We start from the raw sequence: 16,761 nt of genomic DNA, 5'->3' as shown, positions 1-16,761 counted from the left end.
AAGCTACTGTTTGAGTTGGGCCCCGGTACCGTTTTCAGCAGCGTAGATTATCTTTCCATAGTCAAATGTAACGCCCGCCGCCGGATCGTTGGCAATGAGCAGGGTACCATCCATATCTACGTAGTCGAGCAGGGGCAGCAGTTGTGCGATGGCCGAAATGCCTACGCTGCTTTCGTTCATACAGCCCACCATGGTTTTGAGGCCCAGTTTACGCGCACGGGCAACCATGCGCCGGGCGGGTGTGAGGCCGCCGCATTTGGTAAGCTTGATATTGATTCCGTGGAAAAGGCCCGCGCAGGCATCCACGTCGCTTTCGATGATACAGCTTTCATCAGCGATCACCGGCAGCGCACTTTCGGCAAATACCCGTTCCATGCCCGTTTTGTCGTGGGCGGGCAGGGGCTGCTCGATAAACTCCACGCCCAAAGCTTTCAATTCGGGCGCGTAGGCGATCGTCTGTTCGGTAGTCCAGGCGCAGTTGGCATCTACCCGGAACGGAGCCTCCGTATGCTGGCGCAGTTTCCGGACGATGGCCAGGTCATCCGCCGTTCCCAGCTTGATTTTGTACAGCGGCCAGGGAAATTCGCGCATTTTCTCAACCATCTTTTCTACAGGCGCTATGCCGATGGTGTAGTCGGTAATGGGATTGTTCCCCACGGAAAGCCCCCACACTTCGTACAGTTTTTTACCCTGCCGTTTGGCAAAAAGATCATGAGCGGCTTCATCGAGCGCGCACTGGGCAAAAGGATTCTCTTTCAGAAATGGATGCGTCATTTCCCAAAGTACCTCGGGGGTACCCCATTCAGCGCCTTCCACAAGCTTGCGCACATTTTCAAGAGCGGCCTTCATGCCTTCGATCGAAATGCCGTAGTACTTATTGGAGGTAGCTTCCCCGTACCCGCATAAGGTACCTTCCCGCAATTCCACGATCAGGGTAGGTTGCACATCGCGCGAATCGTGCGCGATGGTGAACGTATGCTTTAGCCGCAGGTCGAATGTGTGGTAGTGTAAGGTCATTTTAGTTTCGGACGTTTGATAGGTGACCTTCGACCATGGGCTCTATTGTAAATTTCGAAAGTCGAGCGTCAGGTATTGAAAGTATTTTTGCTGAAAATTCAGTTGCGCATATCCAGCCCCCACGACAATTTATTGCGGAGGGTGTTGAAGAAATTGTCGTCCAGCATTTTGATAAGCCGCGCGGTGAACGGTGCCTTGCGGACGGTGATTTTGACCGAAGAATCCACCACCTGAGAGCGGGAATCCAGCGACACCATGAAACTGTTGCTCCGGCTTTTGACCTCGAAGCTGAGTACCGCCGTATCTTCAACCACCAGGGGACGCACATTCAGATTGTGCGGGCTTACGGGCGTGAGGATGAAATTCTGCGCATTGGGTACCAGTACCGGCCCGCCACAACTCAGCGAGTAGCCCGTCGAACCCGTGGGTGTGGACATGATCAGGCCATCGGCCCAGTAGGAGTTGAGAAACTCGCCGTTGAGGTAGGAATGCACCGTAATCATCGAAGACGTATCCGTTTTGGTGATGGTGAAGTCATTCAGGCCAAAATTCAGTCCGTCAAAAATATCCAGATCCGCTTCCATGACCAGCATCGAGCGTTCGTCGATGCGGTACCTACCCCGTTCCAAAGCTTCAATCATGTCGGGAATGCGTTCGGGGGTACCGTAGCCAGAAAGCCCAGCCGTCCTACATTGATACCGATCACGGCAATTTGCCGCGCTCCCACCAGCGAAACCGCTTCGAGTAAGGTACCATCACCACCCAGACTTACGATCAGGCGCGCATCGAACAGATCGTCCGCTGAGGTATATATTTTTTGAGAATAGTGCTGTACCTGTATGGAATCCAGGAAGTTCCGGAAAGGCGCATAGAGCTGTATTTCGATGCGGCGATCCCGTAATTCGTCGAGCATGGCCTGAATGAACGGGCGGGCTGATTCCGTGAAGGAACGTCCGTGAACGGCTATTTTCATGCGTCGAGTTGAGGTTGAAGCGTTGGTTCGGAGGCGAAAGATAAAGCGACTAAGGCGGATTTTCAAACGAATCAAGTCGGTTTACGTTTTGCCCAAGGTACCTTAAAACCCACCTGTGGCCTTGAATTACAAAGATTTGGCTCTTCGCAACAACCCAATGTTCTTCCCTAGCATAGTCCGTAGAATCATTTTACATTGATATACCTGGGAACAAACCCGATCCAGGCACAGTTATCAGTAGGTACATTAATAGTAAATACATATATTTTAAAATAGGGAATGTACCCTTATTTTCCACTAACGAACCAAAACATGAGCAGCCAACAACCTCTTTTGCAAGAATACAAATCCAACCATCTGAAATTGAAAAACCGGGTCGTGATGGCACCCATGACCCGTAGCCGGGCCGACAATCCCGAGAAAAAACCTACCGCCGATCTACAGGGCGAATATTACGCCCAGCGGGCCAGCGCGGGACTGATCATCACCGAAGGGTCTCAGGTTTCGGAACAAGCCGTGGGGTACATCAACACGCCGGGCATTCACAGCGCCGCCCAGGTAGCAGGCTGGAAGCAGGTAACCCAGAAAGTACACGCAGCAGGTGGTAAAATTTTCATCCAGTTGTGGCATGTAGGCCGTATTTCGCACCCTGATTTTCACGAGGGCAACCTGCCTGTGGCTCCTTCGGCGATCAATCCGAATGCCAAATCATTTACCCCGCAGGGATTTAAGGATACAGTGACACCCAAGGAGATGACTTTGGAAGACATCGAAACCACTATCCGGGACTTCGCCACGGCAGCCAAAAATGCCGTTGAAGCGGGCTTCGACGGCGTGGAGATTCATGCTTCGAACGGGTACCTGTTTCACCAGTTTTTTAATGGTACCTCCAACCACCGCACCGACGCGTACGGTGGCAGCATTGAAAACCGGGCGCGGTTTCTGTTCGATGTCCTGGATGCGATAAAGCAGGAGGTTCCCGAGGTAAAAATCGGCGTACGGATAAATCCTTCCTTGCATGGTACCTCTGGCATGACGATGGATGAAGAAACCATCCCGACCTTCGATTACATGATCAACAAACTAAACGGGTACGACCTGGCGTACCTACACTTGTCTGAACCCTTTACCGACGTGTCGGATATACCCTTTGCCCTAACGGAAATAGCCAAGCACTTCCGGCCTTTGTACCAGGGTACCCTGATGATCAACGCCGGTTTCGATCAGGAAAAAGGAAATGCGGTTATCGAACGGGGTGACGCCGATCTGGTGTCTTTTGGTAAGTTCTATATTTCCAATCCTGATCTGGTGGAGCGTTTTGCCGAAGATCTACCCCTGGCCGAATGGGACCAGTCTACTTTTTACACGCCGGGTGAAAAAGGCTATCTGGATTATCCCGTAGCTTCCGAAACTGTGCATGCCGATTAGTGAGGATGAATTGACAAAGAAAAGGCCCGGAAAAGTTATTTTCCGGGCCTTTTTTAATTTTACAAATATTAGTCTGATCGCTTTTACAATTTGGGCTCCCAGCCGGGCTGATACTCACGGTCCCAGTATTTCATGGCTTTCTTGTCCATGATCTTGCCATTCTTGGAATCCACGTCCAGTGCCTGCCCCGTGCGGGAAGCGATGTTGGCCAGGTGACACATGTGCACACTTTTGGCTCCCTCAGCAATCGGCGAATTCTGCTTGGCGGTACCCCGCACGGCATCGAAGAAATTGACGACGTGCAGCGTGGTCATATCGCCGCCGCCACCCAGGGCGGTACCGGCTTCGTTGCCCTTGGATTGATTGCTACGAATCATTTTGCCCGAGCGATCGTACAATTTATAGCCGCCACGATCCACATACACATTGCCCTCGGTACCAAAAATCAGGGTACCCCGGTCGCTGCCATAGGTATTGTAGCCATTGCGGCTTTGACCCTGCCACTGGATAATTTTATTGCCGGGAAAGCGGAAGGTAGCTTCCATGGTATCGTACATTTCCCAGCCATCGTTGGGGAAATAGCGTTTTTCGGCTTCTACCATTACATGCTCGGGATAATCACCCTGCAAGGCCCAGCGGGCTACGTCCAGTTCGTGGGTACCATTATTGCCCGACTCGGCGGTACCGTAGTTCCAGCCGTACCAGTGCCAGTTGTAGTCCCAGGTGTCGCTGGTGTAGTCGCGGTGTGGGGCCGGGCCTTGCCATAGTTCCCAATCCAACCCATCGGGTACGGGTGCTTTCTTTTGCACAGGTACCTCACCACGCGCGCTGGCGTAGAAAGCGATGGCTTTGTAAGGTGTGCCGATGGCACCATTATGAATTTCCTTGATGATTTCCTGCGATTCGGGCGCGGAGCGCTGCTGGTTGCCCATCTGAATCACCTTGTTGTATTTCTTCTGGAATTCCACCAGCAACTCGCCCTCGCGGGGATTGTGACTGCATGGCTTTTCTACGTACACGTGCTTGCCTGCCTTCACGGCCATCCAGGTACCGGGCGCGTGCCAGTGGTCGGGCGTGGCGTTGAAGAGCACATCTACTTTCGGATCTTCGATGACCTTTCGAATGTCGTTTTCGAGTTTTGGGGTGTAGTCGATGTACTTGGAGAATTTCTTGACCGCCGCTTCGCGCTGGCTTTTCATCACGTCGCACAGGTACACCAGTTCTACATTGCTGCTTTTCAGTCCAATAGGCTGGTAGTAAGCGCCCAACCGACGTCCCAGGCCCGCAATACCGATATGAATACGGTCGTTAGCTCCGATAATTTTGGCATAGCTTCGGGCCGACATTCCCCTGGTGGTACCCGCCAGCGTCACACCGGCAGTTCCGAGGGCAATTTTCTTGATAAAATTTCTTCTTGAATCAGTCATCTTTGGATTTGAAGTTTAAAGTTTATGAGCGGAGCATGGGGTCCGACATGAGGAATAAACGAATTCAGAATCAAAAGTCACATTTCGCGTACTCTCGACTCCCCGATTTATGACCTCCTTAACTTTTACGGCTGGCATCCAGAACACCCCGGAAGTACCCTACCGACTCGGCAATGCCCGCTAGCGGATCTTTCATGTCTTTTTCGTATTCAAGGGCGCACACCCCGCTGTATTTGACCTTACGCAAGGTTTTTACCAGCTCGGGGATATCAATGACTCCGCGGCCCAATTCGTTGGTCTTGCCATCGTGGGTAGCGGAAGTGACGTTCTTCAGGTGCATATCGAAGATACGCTTGTGGTACTTCTGAAAATCGGCGATAGGATCGTCACCATAGCGCATATCATGGCCGATGTCGAAGCACAAGCCGACGCGCGGATCCAAATCTTTGATATAACTATGTACGGTCACGGCGTTGGGATATATCTTGTCGCCCGGCCCGTGGTTGTGGATGGCGTAACGGATGTTGTATTCCTTGACCTTCTTCTCTACGTAAGGTAGGTCGGACACTTCGGGAATGCCGACGATAAGGTCCACCCCCACACGCTTGGCGTAGTCGAAAGCCTGGTCGATGGCCTCCTGGGTTTTCATGTAGATCGGCCCAACCCCATAGCCTGTCACGCCCGATTCTTTCAATTTTGCATGAAAGGCCGCAATTTCTTCCGCCGTGCTTTTCATGGGCAGGTGAAAATCTTTGATGCAGAGATACTTGACATCTACCTTGCGCATCATTTCCAAAGCCGGATCCAGCTTAAAATTCACAAACGTGTATCCTGCCAGCCCCAGCCGGAACGGCTCGCCAGCCTCATCGGCAGGCACCGGTGGTAGAATTCTGCCCCAACCCAGAGGTATGATTTTATCCCAGGCCATCGCAGAGCCCGCCCAGGAAAGGGCCAGGGTACCCAGCGCTGCTTTTTTGAAAAATGTTCGACGTGTCGTCATGGAGGTTTTAGTAATTAGACTTCAAAGTTAATTCCCTACCTATTCAGACGAAAAAGCCGAAACTTACCCCTAGGTTACTCAAAAGTTGGGAAATAATAAGGGGCTCCGGCAAGGTAACCCGACCGCAGTGTGTGCCACAAACAGGAAGAATCAGGCTAGGTAGCCAGGTAGCGCATGAGCATATCCAGCCGTTCCTGGTCGATGCTCTCTACGGGATCGTTGGCATGGGCCTCCTCGATGGCATAGCCGAAGCGTTCGAGGGTAGCTACGATGGGATTGATATTGGTACGGTTGAGTTTGAGCGTCAGACGCGCATCATCGGGGTTTTCGTAGGTAGCCGTAGAAGCGTAGTAGCTGCTGATGACCTTGGTACCATTGGATTCGATGAGGCGGCTTACCTCCGAAAGGGAATAATCCCGCTCCGCGATTTTGAGTACCAGCACTGCCCCCTTTTCCTGAACACCCAACACATCGGCAAAGCGCTCGAGGAGCTCACTTACCAGAATGGTACCCGACAGCAAGCCGTCTTCACCCACAATTGGTACCACCTTCAGGCCATATTGGTTGATGAGCCGCAGCAACTCGTACACATGCTGGTCTTCGGTGGCGTACACATCCTGATGCTGACGGATCATATCGGTCAACGACAGCGTATCGTCGGCGGCATCGAGCAGAATGGCTTCCGACACAATGCCTTTGTACACGTCATCATCCGCTACGACCAGCTGCTGCGTATGGTAATCGTTCATCCAATCCAGCGCCGTGCTTACAGAATCGGTAAGCTTTAGCGTGGGCAGCATGGGATTGATTAAAGTAGCAGCAAGCATAGAAAAAAGAGTTTGGTCTTTTGCGAAAACTAAATAAAAACTGAATCACTATCAAATAACCAAGGAAAGTTTTCGCAAAACCGAAAAAAAAGGCCGTACACGGCCCAACAGTCAGTCACTTCATTGTGTCATGCAGGTTCTAATAACGTATGTTTCGCCAGAAATTGTTCAAGAATCGCGTTGAACTTCTGGGGATGCTCCATCATAGGGGCATGGCAGCACTTGTCCACAAAGTGTAATTCCGAACCCGCAATAAGGCGATTGAACTCATGACCGACGTAGGGCGGCGTAATGGTATCGTTCAATCCCCACACCAGCAGCGTAGGTACCTTGATGCGGTGGAGTTCTTTGGCCAGATTATGCCGTTGGGCCGACTTCGCGATGCCTACAATGCTCATGCATTTGGGAATGCTGGAGGTGGTTTCGAACACTTCATCGATCAATTCCTTGGTAGCCACCTTGGGGTCATAGAAGGTGTAAGCCACCCGCTCGGCGATGTATGCGTAGCTACCCCGCTTGGGAAAAGAGCCGCCCATCGAGTTCTCGAACAGTCCCGAACTACCCGTCAGGATCAGCCGCTGGACATTTTCAGGATTCTTGAGCGTATAAAGCAACCCGATGTGCCCACCAAGGGAATTGCCCAGTACGGTCAGATTCCTGAGTCCCTTGAAGGCCAGGAAATTTTCCAGAAATTCGAGCAGGGCTTCCAAGCCCGCTTTACGGGGGGGTAACTCATAGATGGGCAATACAGGAATCAGAACGCGATAGCGGTTTGAGAAGCCATCGATCACACCGTCCCAATTGCTCAGGGCACCGAACAGTCCGTGCAGCAACAGCATATTTTCTCCCTGTCCTTCGTCGATGTACCGGAATCCGCCTTCCTCGTGTACCTGGTATTTCATTTTTTCAAAAAGGTTAACCGTTCACTCAAACCAATAGAATAGTGATGGGTTCAATGGCCGTAAATGCAGAAAGCATTCGCTATTATAGGCAAAAATGACGCACGTTGTACAGAAATATATCTATTTTTCGAGAACCCGATGCGTGATTGCGTGCAAATCTAGGATTTTTTCCAGCAAAGCGGAATCGTTATTGGTAAATAAATCATAAACTCTTTCTTGTAAATTTTATACTATATTCAAACATTAAAGTCAATAAACATGGAAACGTCCTATCCGATTATAATCATTGGTGGCGGGGTGGCGGGCCTTGCCTGTGCTCGCTATTTGCATCAGGCCGGAGTCGTCCCCCGGGTTCTGGAAGCTTCCGATGCGGTCGGGGGGCGTGTGCGCACCGATGTGCTCGATGGTTTCCGGCTGGACCGGGGCTTTCAGATTCTGCTCACAGCCTATCCCGAAGCCCGACGTTTGCTTCACTACGACGCCCTGAATTTGCAGGCTTTCCGCTCGGGCGCGATGATTCGGCAGGATAATGGTTTCACTGAGATGCCCAATCCCCTGAGAGAGCCGCTCACGGTCTTTAAAGCGCTCACCGCCTCCGTGGGTACCTTAGGTGATAAACTGCGGCTGGTGGAGCTTATGCGGGAGGTGAACACCGTAGCCCGGGCGGAAGATTTTTTCCGGGATCAGGATACCACTACGCTGGCCTATCTACAGAACTACGGCTGGAGTCCGCAGATGATTGCCACATTCTTTGAGCCTTTTTTCGGGGGCGTATTTCTGGAAAACGATTTAATCACGTCCAGTAATTTTTTTCGTTTTGTTTTCAAACAATTCTACAACGGCGAAGCCGTGCTACCCGCCAAAGGCATGCAGGCCATTCCTGAGCAGTTGGCGGCCGGTTTGCCCGCAGGTACCCTGCGGCTGAACAGTCCGGTGGCCGCGCTGGAAGGGCAAACGATCCTACTGAAAAACGGAGAGACGATCCGCGCTGAGACTGTTGTGCTTGCCACTGATGCTGCTACTGCCGATCGCCTGCTGGGAGCCTCCCAAAAAAGGCAATACAACGTGACTACCTGCACCTACTTTGCAGCTAACCGATCGCCCTCAACCAAAAAAATGCTGATCCTGAATCCCAACCGACTTTCCGTGGTACATCATTTGTGTGTTCCGAGCGATGTGGCTTTCGGCTACGCCCCCGATGGGCAAAGTCTGATTTCGGTCAGCACGCAAGGCCTCGACCTGGCCGATGATGCAAAGCTGGCCGCCGATATTCGGCTGGAGTTGGGGAAGTGGTTTGGGGATGAAGTAAAAGACTGGCGGCATTTGCGTACCTATCACCTTCCTCAGGCCCTGGTTCGCTACGAGGCCGGAAGTACGCCGGAGTCGTTGCAACTGGCCCCTGGCCTGTACCGCTGCGGCGATTACACAGCTTATCCGTCTCTGAACGCCGCCCTACAAACGGGCCGGGAAGTTGCCGAAATGATTATTGGCGTCCAGCAACCGTAAAACCTAGTCGGTAAAACGTACTTTTAATTCCGGCCAACGCCGCCGTGATACGGACACTTCGGCACCATCATTGAGGATAGCCAAGTGTCTTTCGGCATCCAGATCCTGTAAAAATTCCAGATTGATGATACAGCCTTTGTGGACGCGAAAAAAGCTTTCGGGAAAAATGGTTTCGTAAATGCCCAGGCTGCGCGAGGAAAGAAATTGCGTTCCGTCGGAAAGTGTTAAAACCGTATAATTGCCCTTCCCGTCCAGGCGCATGACGTCCTGCACGGGAAAAGGCAAGTGGTGTTTGAAGTGGAGATGAGGGAGAGGTAAGGTGGTGGTCATCTCGTATGAGCGTGTAAACGGTATGGTGCTTACATATTGCAAATGTAGGCAGATCCAAAAGGTATTGACAATACCGCAAATCCAGTATTTTCGCCTAAGGTACCCGGGGGCCGGTGAATGGGCATCCTGCCTGTTTCTATCGTGCTATATGTGAAGACGGGCGAGACGCCCGTACCACATTATTTCTGTGCCCGCAGCGCCTCCGTCGGTCTGAACCGCTCACCGTAAGCATCGGCCATCCGGTCACATTCCCGCACAAACTCCTGAGCCCCTACATAATCCACAAATGACAGGGTACCCCCCGTGTAGGCCGGGAAACCCCAGGCCAGAATAGAACCCAGATCCGCGTCAAGCCGGGTACGGATGACGCCTTCCTCGAAGCACCGCACGGCTTCCAGAGTCTGACGATAGAGCAGCCTTTTTTTCACTTCTTCAACATCCGGCTGCGGATCGGCCAAAGGAAACAGCTCCGTCAGACCAGGCCAGGGGTACTTCGTGGCTCCTTCGGGATAGTCGTAAAATCCTGCTTTGGCTTTCTTGCCCATCCGCCCCATTTCCACAAATTTCTTACTGACCTGATAACTGGTATCGGCTTCGGTGAGCGCTCCGTCGGCAATAGACTGGGCGGCGATTTTATAGACCAGATCCAACGCCACCTCATCGGTGACGGCTAAGGGTCCCACGGGCATTCCGGCCAGTTTGGCCGCGTTTTCGATCAGTACGGGATCTACGCCATCTTTGAGCAGTTCCATACCTTCGGACGAATAGGTGATGAAGCAACGGGAAGTATAAAAACCCCGCGAATCGTTGACGACAATGGGTGTCTTGCGGATTTTGCGCACATAGTCGATTGCCACAGCCAATGCGTAGTCGGAGGTTTTTTCACCTACGATTAGCTCCACCAGCATCATTTTGTCCACCGGGGAAAAGAAATGAATCCCAATGAAATTTTCGGGTTTTCCGGCTAAAGCCGCCAGGCCGGTGATGGGTAGCGTGGAGGTATTGGAGCCAAAAACGCCGCCCTCGGCCAGCATCGGCTCGGCTTCGCCGATTACCTGCGCCTTCACCTCCCTGTTTTCGAAAACGGCTTCAATGATTAGTTCGCAACCTTGCAAATCAGCAGCTTGGGCGGTAGGCTTTATTAAACTCAGAATCGCTTCGGCTTTTGCTTCGTTGAGGGTACCCCTGGTGATGGCTTTATCTAAAAGTTTTCTGGAATACTCTTTTCCCTTTTCGGCGGCTTCAGTGCTTATGTCTTTCAGAATCACTTCAATCCCTGCCATCGCCGACACGTAGGCGATACCCGCGCCCATCAGGCCAGCACCCAGGATACCCAATTTCTTGACTTCCGTTTTCTCAACAGCTTGCGGACGACTGGCACCTTTGTTGGCACTACCCAGCCCTAGGAACATGGTCCGAATCAGGTTTCCGGCTTCTTTGGACCGGGCTACCTTGACAAAATACCGTGCTTCGATGGCAATGGCACGATCCAGATTGACCTGCAAGCCCTCGTACACGCAGGAAAGAATGGCCAGCGGAGCAGGGTAATTGCCCCGCGTTTTTTCCATCACCATCGCTGTACCGATTGCAAAGGCCTGCACACCGGCTGGCCCTTGTACATTGCCGCCGGGTACCTTGAAGTTATCACGCGCTTCGATCCTGCCCGTCTTTTTGTTGATCTGATCCCAAGGTTTTATTGGCGAAGGATTGGCTAAAATCCAGTCCCTAGCCGCCTGCATCATTTCCTGGGGGGTACCTATCACTTCATCCACCATCCCCAGTTCCAAAGCCTGCCGGGGCGACACATCCTTTCCTTCCAGCATCAGCGGCAGGGCAGTCTGAATACCAATCATCCGGGGCAGGCGTTGGGTACCCCCGCCGCCCGGCAATAGGCCCAGTTTTACTTCGGGCAGTCCGATTTTAGTCTTTGGATTGTCGAGCGCTATGCGGTGATGGCAAGCCAGGCATACTTCGTAGCCACCACCCAGCACGGTACCATTGATCGCGGCGACCAGGGGCTTACCGTTGGTTTCCATGCGGCGAAACAGCCGGTTCAACTGCATAGAAACCTCCAACATTTCCTTTGGGTCCCGCTCCTGATTGCGCAGGATCATTTTGAGATCAGCTCCGGCGATGAATTCCGGCTTGGCCGAGGTCACGATAATACCTTTGACTTTCGGATCATCGAAGGCCTGCTGCAATGCCGTTTCAAAGGCCGGGATGGACGCATCATTCAGGACGTTCATCGGAGAAGAGGTCATATTCCAGGTAATGACCCCGATGTTTTGTTCTTGCTTGTATTCTATTTCCATGATAGATGAATTCTGGACTTTAAGGTTCTAGATGGTTGAGATTTCGGGTAGTTCCAACCGTGTTTTTTTCAGCCAATTCCCGTTTAGCATCCTTCTTGACGATCTCGAAGTACATTTCCTGTAACAATTCGTTTTTCCTGCGAAGTGCTTCCAATTCGACTTCCATAGTTGAATTAATAGGAGCAGACACCATCTCTTTCTTTTCCCCGACTATCAGCCAAGTAATATCAAAGTTTTCGAACTCCTTCATGAAGTCATGCATTAGGTCTACGCTGGGCATGGTACCACGCTTAAACATAGAGTAAAAAAATTGCGCGGACTTGTTCACACGGGGAGCTACCTTGCGAATTCCACCATGCTGGTCAATGAAGGATTTGAACCGTTCTAAGATTTTTTCTTTCATTTTCTATACATAAATATGATAACCAAGTTCGTCAAATGAATATAATAGTTAATATTCATTTGTACGAAATGTATAAAAAATGAGACAAATAATGCAAACTGATGAAGATATTTGTACTTCTGTGTGTTTCCACTTGATATATCCTGCCACCTACTTTACCCGCTCAAAGATGGTGGCGATGCCCATGCCGCCACCAATGCAGAGGGTAGCCAACCCAATGGATTTATCGGTTCGCTCCATTTCGTCGAGCAGGGTAGCCGAAATAATGGCACCCGTGGCGCCCAGTGGGTGCCCTAACGCAATAGATCCGCCATTGACGTTGACTTTATGGTGATCCACGCCCAATTGCTCCATGTAGTAAAGGGGAATGGCAGCAAAAGCTTCATTAACTTCAAACAGGTCGATGTCTGTGATGTTCATACCCGCTCGTTTCAGTGCTTTCTGGGTAGCGGGCACGGGGCCGGTCAGCATGATGGTAGGTTCGGTGCCAATAACCGCGAAGGCTCTGATTCTGGCACGGGGTTTCAGCCCCAGTTGTTCGCCAATGGCTTGGCTGCCAATCAAAAGTCCCGCTGCGCCATCCACGATTTGCGACGAATTACCCGCATGATGGACATGGTTGATCTGTGGGATGGCGGGGTACTTCATCAGAGCCAGGGCATCCAGGCCCATTTTGCCAATTCCTTCAAATGCAGGTTTCAATTTACCCAGCGACTCTACGGTGGTCTCCGGACGTACCCCTTCGTCCTGATCGAGCAGCAGGGTACCCAGCTCGTCCTCGATTGCCACCAGCGAGCGCTGGAAACGGTGAGCCCGTTGGGCTTCGGTTGCCCGGCGGTATGATTCCGCCGCATAGGTGTCTACATCCAGGCGGGAGTAGTTGTACTTCGTAGCGATCAGATCTGCCGAAATACCTTGGGGTACAATCTTGTGTTCGGCTACAATCTGCGGATTCATCCCCAGGGCGCCGCCGTCCGACCCCATTGCCACACGTGACATGGATTCCACGCCTCCAGCGACGATCAAATCTACCTGACCCGACATGATGTAGGCAGCAGCCATGTTCATGGCTTCCAGCCCCGATGAGCAGAAGCGATTCAGCTGTACCCCTGCCACGCTTTCGGCATAGCCAGCGCTGATAGCTGCCGTACGGGCTATATCCGCGCCCTGCTCACCGATGGGCGTCACACAGCCCATAATCACATCGTCCACCAGGCGGGTATCTAGGTCATTCCGATCGCGCAGTTTTTCAAGCACCGTTGTGAGCAACTGGACCGGCTGTGTAGTATGCAGCGATCCGTCCGACTTGCCGCGGCCCCGGGGGGTGCGCACTGCGTCGTAAATATAGGCTTCGGCCATGGCTGAGGATTAGGTTAGGAGTAGAAATAGAATTTGCCAATGGTATGCAAGCATACCATTGGCAAATTTAAGCCGAATCACAGGAAATCACAAGCAGGGCGCTGGTTGTTACCTTACATAGGATCTGAAAAGTCTTCCTGCAGATGATCCAGTTTTTCGAACTCAGAATTATTGCTGATGTACTCAGGAATGATCGTTTTCATCAGCGACACCATCGCGTCGCGGTCACCGCCGGGAAGAATATTTTTTAATTCCCTGATCGTCTCGTGCACGCCTTCGTAGGCTACGTCGGGCAGGCGGGCGATGAGTATTTTGGAGTGATGGGTAGGCAGGTGGGATTCATTATTCCGCAATAATTCTTCGTAGAGCTTCTCACCAGGTCGGAGGCCTGTATAGATGATCCGGATGTCACGGTCTACGACCAGCCCCGAAAGCTGAACCATTCGGCGGGCCAGGTCCACAATCTTAATCGGTTCACCCATATCGAACACAAACACGTCCCCTCCCTGCCCCATGGCCCCGGCTTCCAGCACCAGTTGGCAAGCCTCCGGAATGGTCATGAAAAAACGGATAACCTCCGGGTGAGTTACCGTGATGGGTCCTCCTGCCTGGATTTGCTTCCTGAAAAGGGGTACCACCGACCCATTGGAACCCAATACGTTACCAAATCGGGTAATTACGAAATCAGTAGTGTTGGCCAGATATGAGTTCAGGCTCTGGACATACATCTCAGCCAGTCGCTTCGACGCCCCCATGACATTGGTAGGATTTACCGCTTTGTCAGTCGAAACGAACACAAATTTTTCCACTCGCTGCCGAACAGACAAATCAGCCACCGTCTTGGTACCCAGCACGTTGGTTTTGATTGCTTCGTAGGGGTATTTCTCCATCATGGGCACATGCTTGTAGGCGGCGGCATGGAACACGATCTGGGGCTGATGTAACGTGAACACTCGTTCCATACGCGCGGCATCGGTCACGTTGGCGATCATAGACACCAGTTCTACGTTCTCTATACGTTCGGCGTATACATTCCTCAGTTCAAATTCAAGATCATAGAGTCCGGATTCCGACTGGTCCAACATCAGCAGTTTCTTGGGGGCATAGTGAACAAGTTGACGGGCGATTTCGCTGCCAATGGAACCGGCCGCTCCCGTAATGGCTACCACTTTACCGACCACCTGATTTCTGACATTGGCGCTGTCCAGCTTGATAGGTTCCCGTTCGAGGAGGTCTTCAATCCGGATTTTTCTAATCTGTCCACTGCTCAGGGTACCTTCCAGCCATTCGTTGGCCGAGGGTACCACCTTCACGACGATATTTCGCTGCAGGAAAAACTCCAGAATATCTTTCTTGCGTTTGGTGCCGATGCTTTGAATAGCTAAAACAACCTCAAGGTTGGAGGCATCCTTACTTCCGTATTTTTCATATGCGCTTTCGCGGTCCAGTACCCGCACACCGGCCATCGATTTCCCATTTAGAGTGGGATTATCATCAATGAAGCATAGAATGTTATGGATTTTATGGGGGTCGTTCAACAGGACGTTCCGGGTGAGGATTCCCAGCGAACCCGCCCCATAAATGATGGTATCCTGAGGCAATGTACGTGGACTTTTACTAGCAATATCCTGGTACATGGATTTGACAAAAAACCGGCTGGCAATCATCAGGAAAAGGCAGATGAAATACTCGATCAGCAGTACGGAAACCGGAATGTAAAGAATGATGCGATCGAGAAAATAGGCGGCAGCGGCAGAAGCCAAGATGACCGTGAGGCTGCTGAGTGAAACGGTGCGGAATATGAGCCACATATCTTCCAGACTCGTGTGGCGTACTATACCATGATAGGATCGGAAGCCTAAAAAGTACCCCCATCGCACCAGCAGCAACACCAGAACGTAATACCGGTACACCGGCCAGTTGATCTCCGAGACATCGAAGTTGAAACGCAGCACACTGGCCGCCAGGAAAGAAAACAGGACAATGGTCAGATCGATAGCCAGGATCAGACGGCGCGAAACAAAGCGATGATGATAACTATCAAGGACACTCCTGAAAATTCTCTCAATCATACTCAAATCAATTCATCCGGATGATGTAGGGATCGGCCGGATAGCTAGTATTTTGTGGATCTCATTTTCATACAACAAGGGGTGGTGTTTTAGCTGTACCCCAAGAGATTATAAAAACCAATACGCTAACTTACGCTAATTATTTCAATTGCGTGGCAACCGGCCTGGGCATTGTTTAAATGGATACTCGCAAGCGCTGAGTCACCTACCCGGCTGCTAATTTGTCTAATGCAATTTATTTTTTCAAGAGCAAATCATGCAAAGCCTCTTTCAAGTCCGGAAATTGGTACTTGAAATCCGTCGTCCGCAGGCGGGCATTCTCCACGTAGCTACTGCCCAGCACTACTTCGGCCATTTCGCCAAAAGCAAAATCCAGGGCAAACTCAGGTACCCTGGGAATCCACTGCGGGCGATCCAGTACTTCACAAATGAGCCTGGTGAGTTCGGCGTTGGTCACTGGCGGGCTGGCCACGCCATTGTACACACCCTCCCAGTTTTCATTTTCCAGCGCTTCGATGTACAGGCGGCACATATCGTCGATATGTATCCAGGACATCCATTGGGTACCGTCGCCGAGCGGTGCCCCAAATCCGTAGCGGGCGGGGGCGGCAATGCGAGGCAGGGCGCCGTCCTTATCGCTCAGTACTACGCCCGTGCGGAGCTTCACAGTGCGCACGCCCAGTTCATGCACGCACTCGGCGGCTTCTTCCCACTTTTTTGTCACCTCGGCCAGGAAATCGGAGCCGGGCGGCGATTGCTCGGTATGTTTTACGTTACCCGTGTCGGCACCGTAATATCCCACAGCCGAGGAAGATACGAAAGCCTTAGGGCGCTGGCCCTGCGCTTTCATAATGTGGGCCAGCAGTTCGATGCTTTCGGTGCGGCTTTCTATAATCACCTTTTTGCGCTCATCGGTCCATCGCTCATCGGCAATGCCCGCCCCGGCCAGGTGTACCAGGTAATCCATGCTGTCCAGGGCGCGCGGATCGACGGCCTCTTTTTTGATATCCCAATGATACACCGACACATCGGGGTAGCTTTTATCCTCAGAACGACTCAGGTACGCCACGCGGTAGTCACGTTCAAGCAGCATTTCGGTCAGTCGGCGGCCAATCAGGCCCGTACCTCCGGTAATCAACACGGTTTTTTTCATTTTTTCAAGTAGTTGGCTGACAGTCGGCAGCTATTGGCCTTTTTTATCATTT

At 51.8% G+C, this 16,761-nt stretch carries 13 protein-coding genes and 1 pseudogene; 2 read left to right on the top strand and 12 right to left on the bottom strand.

The features are described from left to right. Nucleotides 1–3: 3 nt before the first annotated feature. Both GBK04_RS14925 and GBK04_RS14920 read right to left on the bottom strand, forming a co-directional pair. Nucleotides 4–1,017, bottom strand: coding sequence for a dipeptide epimerase (locus GBK04_RS14925; protein WP_152760988.1), 1,014 nt, complete (start codon nucleotides 1,015–1,017; stop codon nucleotides 4–6). A gap of 98 nt (nucleotides 1,018–1,115) precedes the next feature. Beyond that, nucleotides 1,116–1,990 (bottom strand): annotated as a pseudogene (locus GBK04_RS14920) (NAD kinase). Between the two features lie 312 nt (nucleotides 1,991–2,302). Here GBK04_RS14920 and GBK04_RS14915 point away from each other — a divergent pair. After that, nucleotides 2,303–3,418, top strand: a complete 1,116-nt coding sequence (locus GBK04_RS14915) for an alkene reductase (protein ID WP_152760986.1) — start codon at nucleotides 2,303–2,305, stop codon at nucleotides 3,416–3,418. An 83-nt stretch (nucleotides 3,419–3,501) separates the two neighbouring features. Here GBK04_RS14915 and GBK04_RS14910 read toward each other — a convergent pair whose 3' ends face one another. From GBK04_RS14910 to GBK04_RS14895, 4 genes are all read right to left on the bottom strand, one after another. Next, on the bottom strand, nucleotides 3,502–4,845 hold the full coding sequence (locus GBK04_RS14910) for a Gfo/Idh/MocA family protein (RefSeq protein ID WP_152760984.1): 1,344 nt from the start codon (nucleotides 4,843–4,845) through the stop codon (nucleotides 3,502–3,504). 118 nt (nucleotides 4,846–4,963) lie between these two features. Beyond that, nucleotides 4,964–5,845, bottom strand: a complete 882-nt coding sequence (locus GBK04_RS14905; protein ID WP_152760982.1) for a sugar phosphate isomerase/epimerase family protein — start codon at nucleotides 5,843–5,845, stop codon at nucleotides 4,964–4,966. 155 nt (nucleotides 5,846–6,000) lie between these two features. Further along, nucleotides 6,001–6,672, bottom strand: coding sequence for a CBS domain-containing protein (locus GBK04_RS14900; protein ID WP_152760980.1), 672 nt, complete (start codon nucleotides 6,670–6,672; stop codon nucleotides 6,001–6,003). 128 nt (nucleotides 6,673–6,800) lie between these two features. After that, on the bottom strand, nucleotides 6,801–7,574 hold the full coding sequence (locus GBK04_RS14895) for an alpha/beta fold hydrolase (RefSeq protein WP_152760978.1): 774 nt from the start codon (nucleotides 7,572–7,574) through the stop codon (nucleotides 6,801–6,803). 258 nt (nucleotides 7,575–7,832) lie between these two features. On the opposite strand from GBK04_RS14895, the gene GBK04_RS14890 reads away from it, so the two are divergent. Next, a complete protein-coding gene (locus GBK04_RS14890) occupies nucleotides 7,833–9,080 on the top strand; it encodes an NAD(P)/FAD-dependent oxidoreductase (protein ID WP_152760976.1) in 1,248 nt (415 codons plus the stop codon). A gap of 3 nt (nucleotides 9,081–9,083) precedes the next feature. Here GBK04_RS14890 and GBK04_RS14885 read toward each other — a convergent pair whose 3' ends face one another. The 6 genes from GBK04_RS14885 to GBK04_RS14860 all read right to left on the bottom strand — a co-directional run bounded on the left by GBK04_RS14885 (nucleotide 9,084) and on the right by GBK04_RS14860 (nucleotide 16,709). Beyond that, entirely contained in the window at nucleotides 9,084–9,410 is a 327-nt protein-coding gene (locus GBK04_RS14885) for a LytR/AlgR family response regulator transcription factor (RefSeq protein ID WP_152760974.1), read from the bottom strand. Nucleotides 9,411–9,589: 179 nt separating this feature from the next. Then, on the bottom strand, nucleotides 9,590–11,722 hold the full coding sequence (locus GBK04_RS14880) for a 3-hydroxyacyl-CoA dehydrogenase NAD-binding domain-containing protein (RefSeq protein ID WP_152760972.1): 2,133 nt from the start codon (nucleotides 11,720–11,722) through the stop codon (nucleotides 9,590–9,592). A 19-nt stretch (nucleotides 11,723–11,741) separates the two neighbouring features. Beyond that, a complete protein-coding gene (locus tag GBK04_RS14875) occupies nucleotides 11,742–12,125 on the bottom strand; it encodes a hypothetical protein (RefSeq protein WP_152760970.1) in 384 nt (127 codons plus the stop codon). 150 nt (nucleotides 12,126–12,275) lie between these two features. Then, nucleotides 12,276–13,484, bottom strand: a complete 1,209-nt coding sequence (locus tag GBK04_RS14870; RefSeq protein ID WP_152760968.1) for an acetyl-CoA C-acetyltransferase — start codon at nucleotides 13,482–13,484, stop codon at nucleotides 12,276–12,278. 113 nt (nucleotides 13,485–13,597) lie between these two features. Further along, nucleotides 13,598–15,556: a polysaccharide biosynthesis protein gene (locus GBK04_RS14865; protein ID WP_152760966.1), complete on the bottom strand. Its 1,959-nt coding sequence runs from the start codon at nucleotides 15,554–15,556 to the stop codon at nucleotides 13,598–13,600. A 235-nt stretch (nucleotides 15,557–15,791) separates the two neighbouring features. Continuing rightward, on the bottom strand, nucleotides 15,792–16,709 hold the full coding sequence (locus GBK04_RS14860) for a TIGR01777 family oxidoreductase (protein ID WP_152760964.1): 918 nt from the start codon (nucleotides 16,707–16,709) through the stop codon (nucleotides 15,792–15,794). Nucleotides 16,710–16,761: the final 52 nt, after the last annotated feature.

It is taken from the genome of Salmonirosea aquatica, assembly GCF_009296315.1.
Taxonomy (GTDB): domain Bacteria; phylum Bacteroidota; class Bacteroidia; order Cytophagales; family Spirosomataceae; genus Salmonirosea; species Salmonirosea aquatica.
Note: the sequence above shows the minus strand (reverse complement) of the source record. Positions and strands in the feature narration are given on the sequence as shown.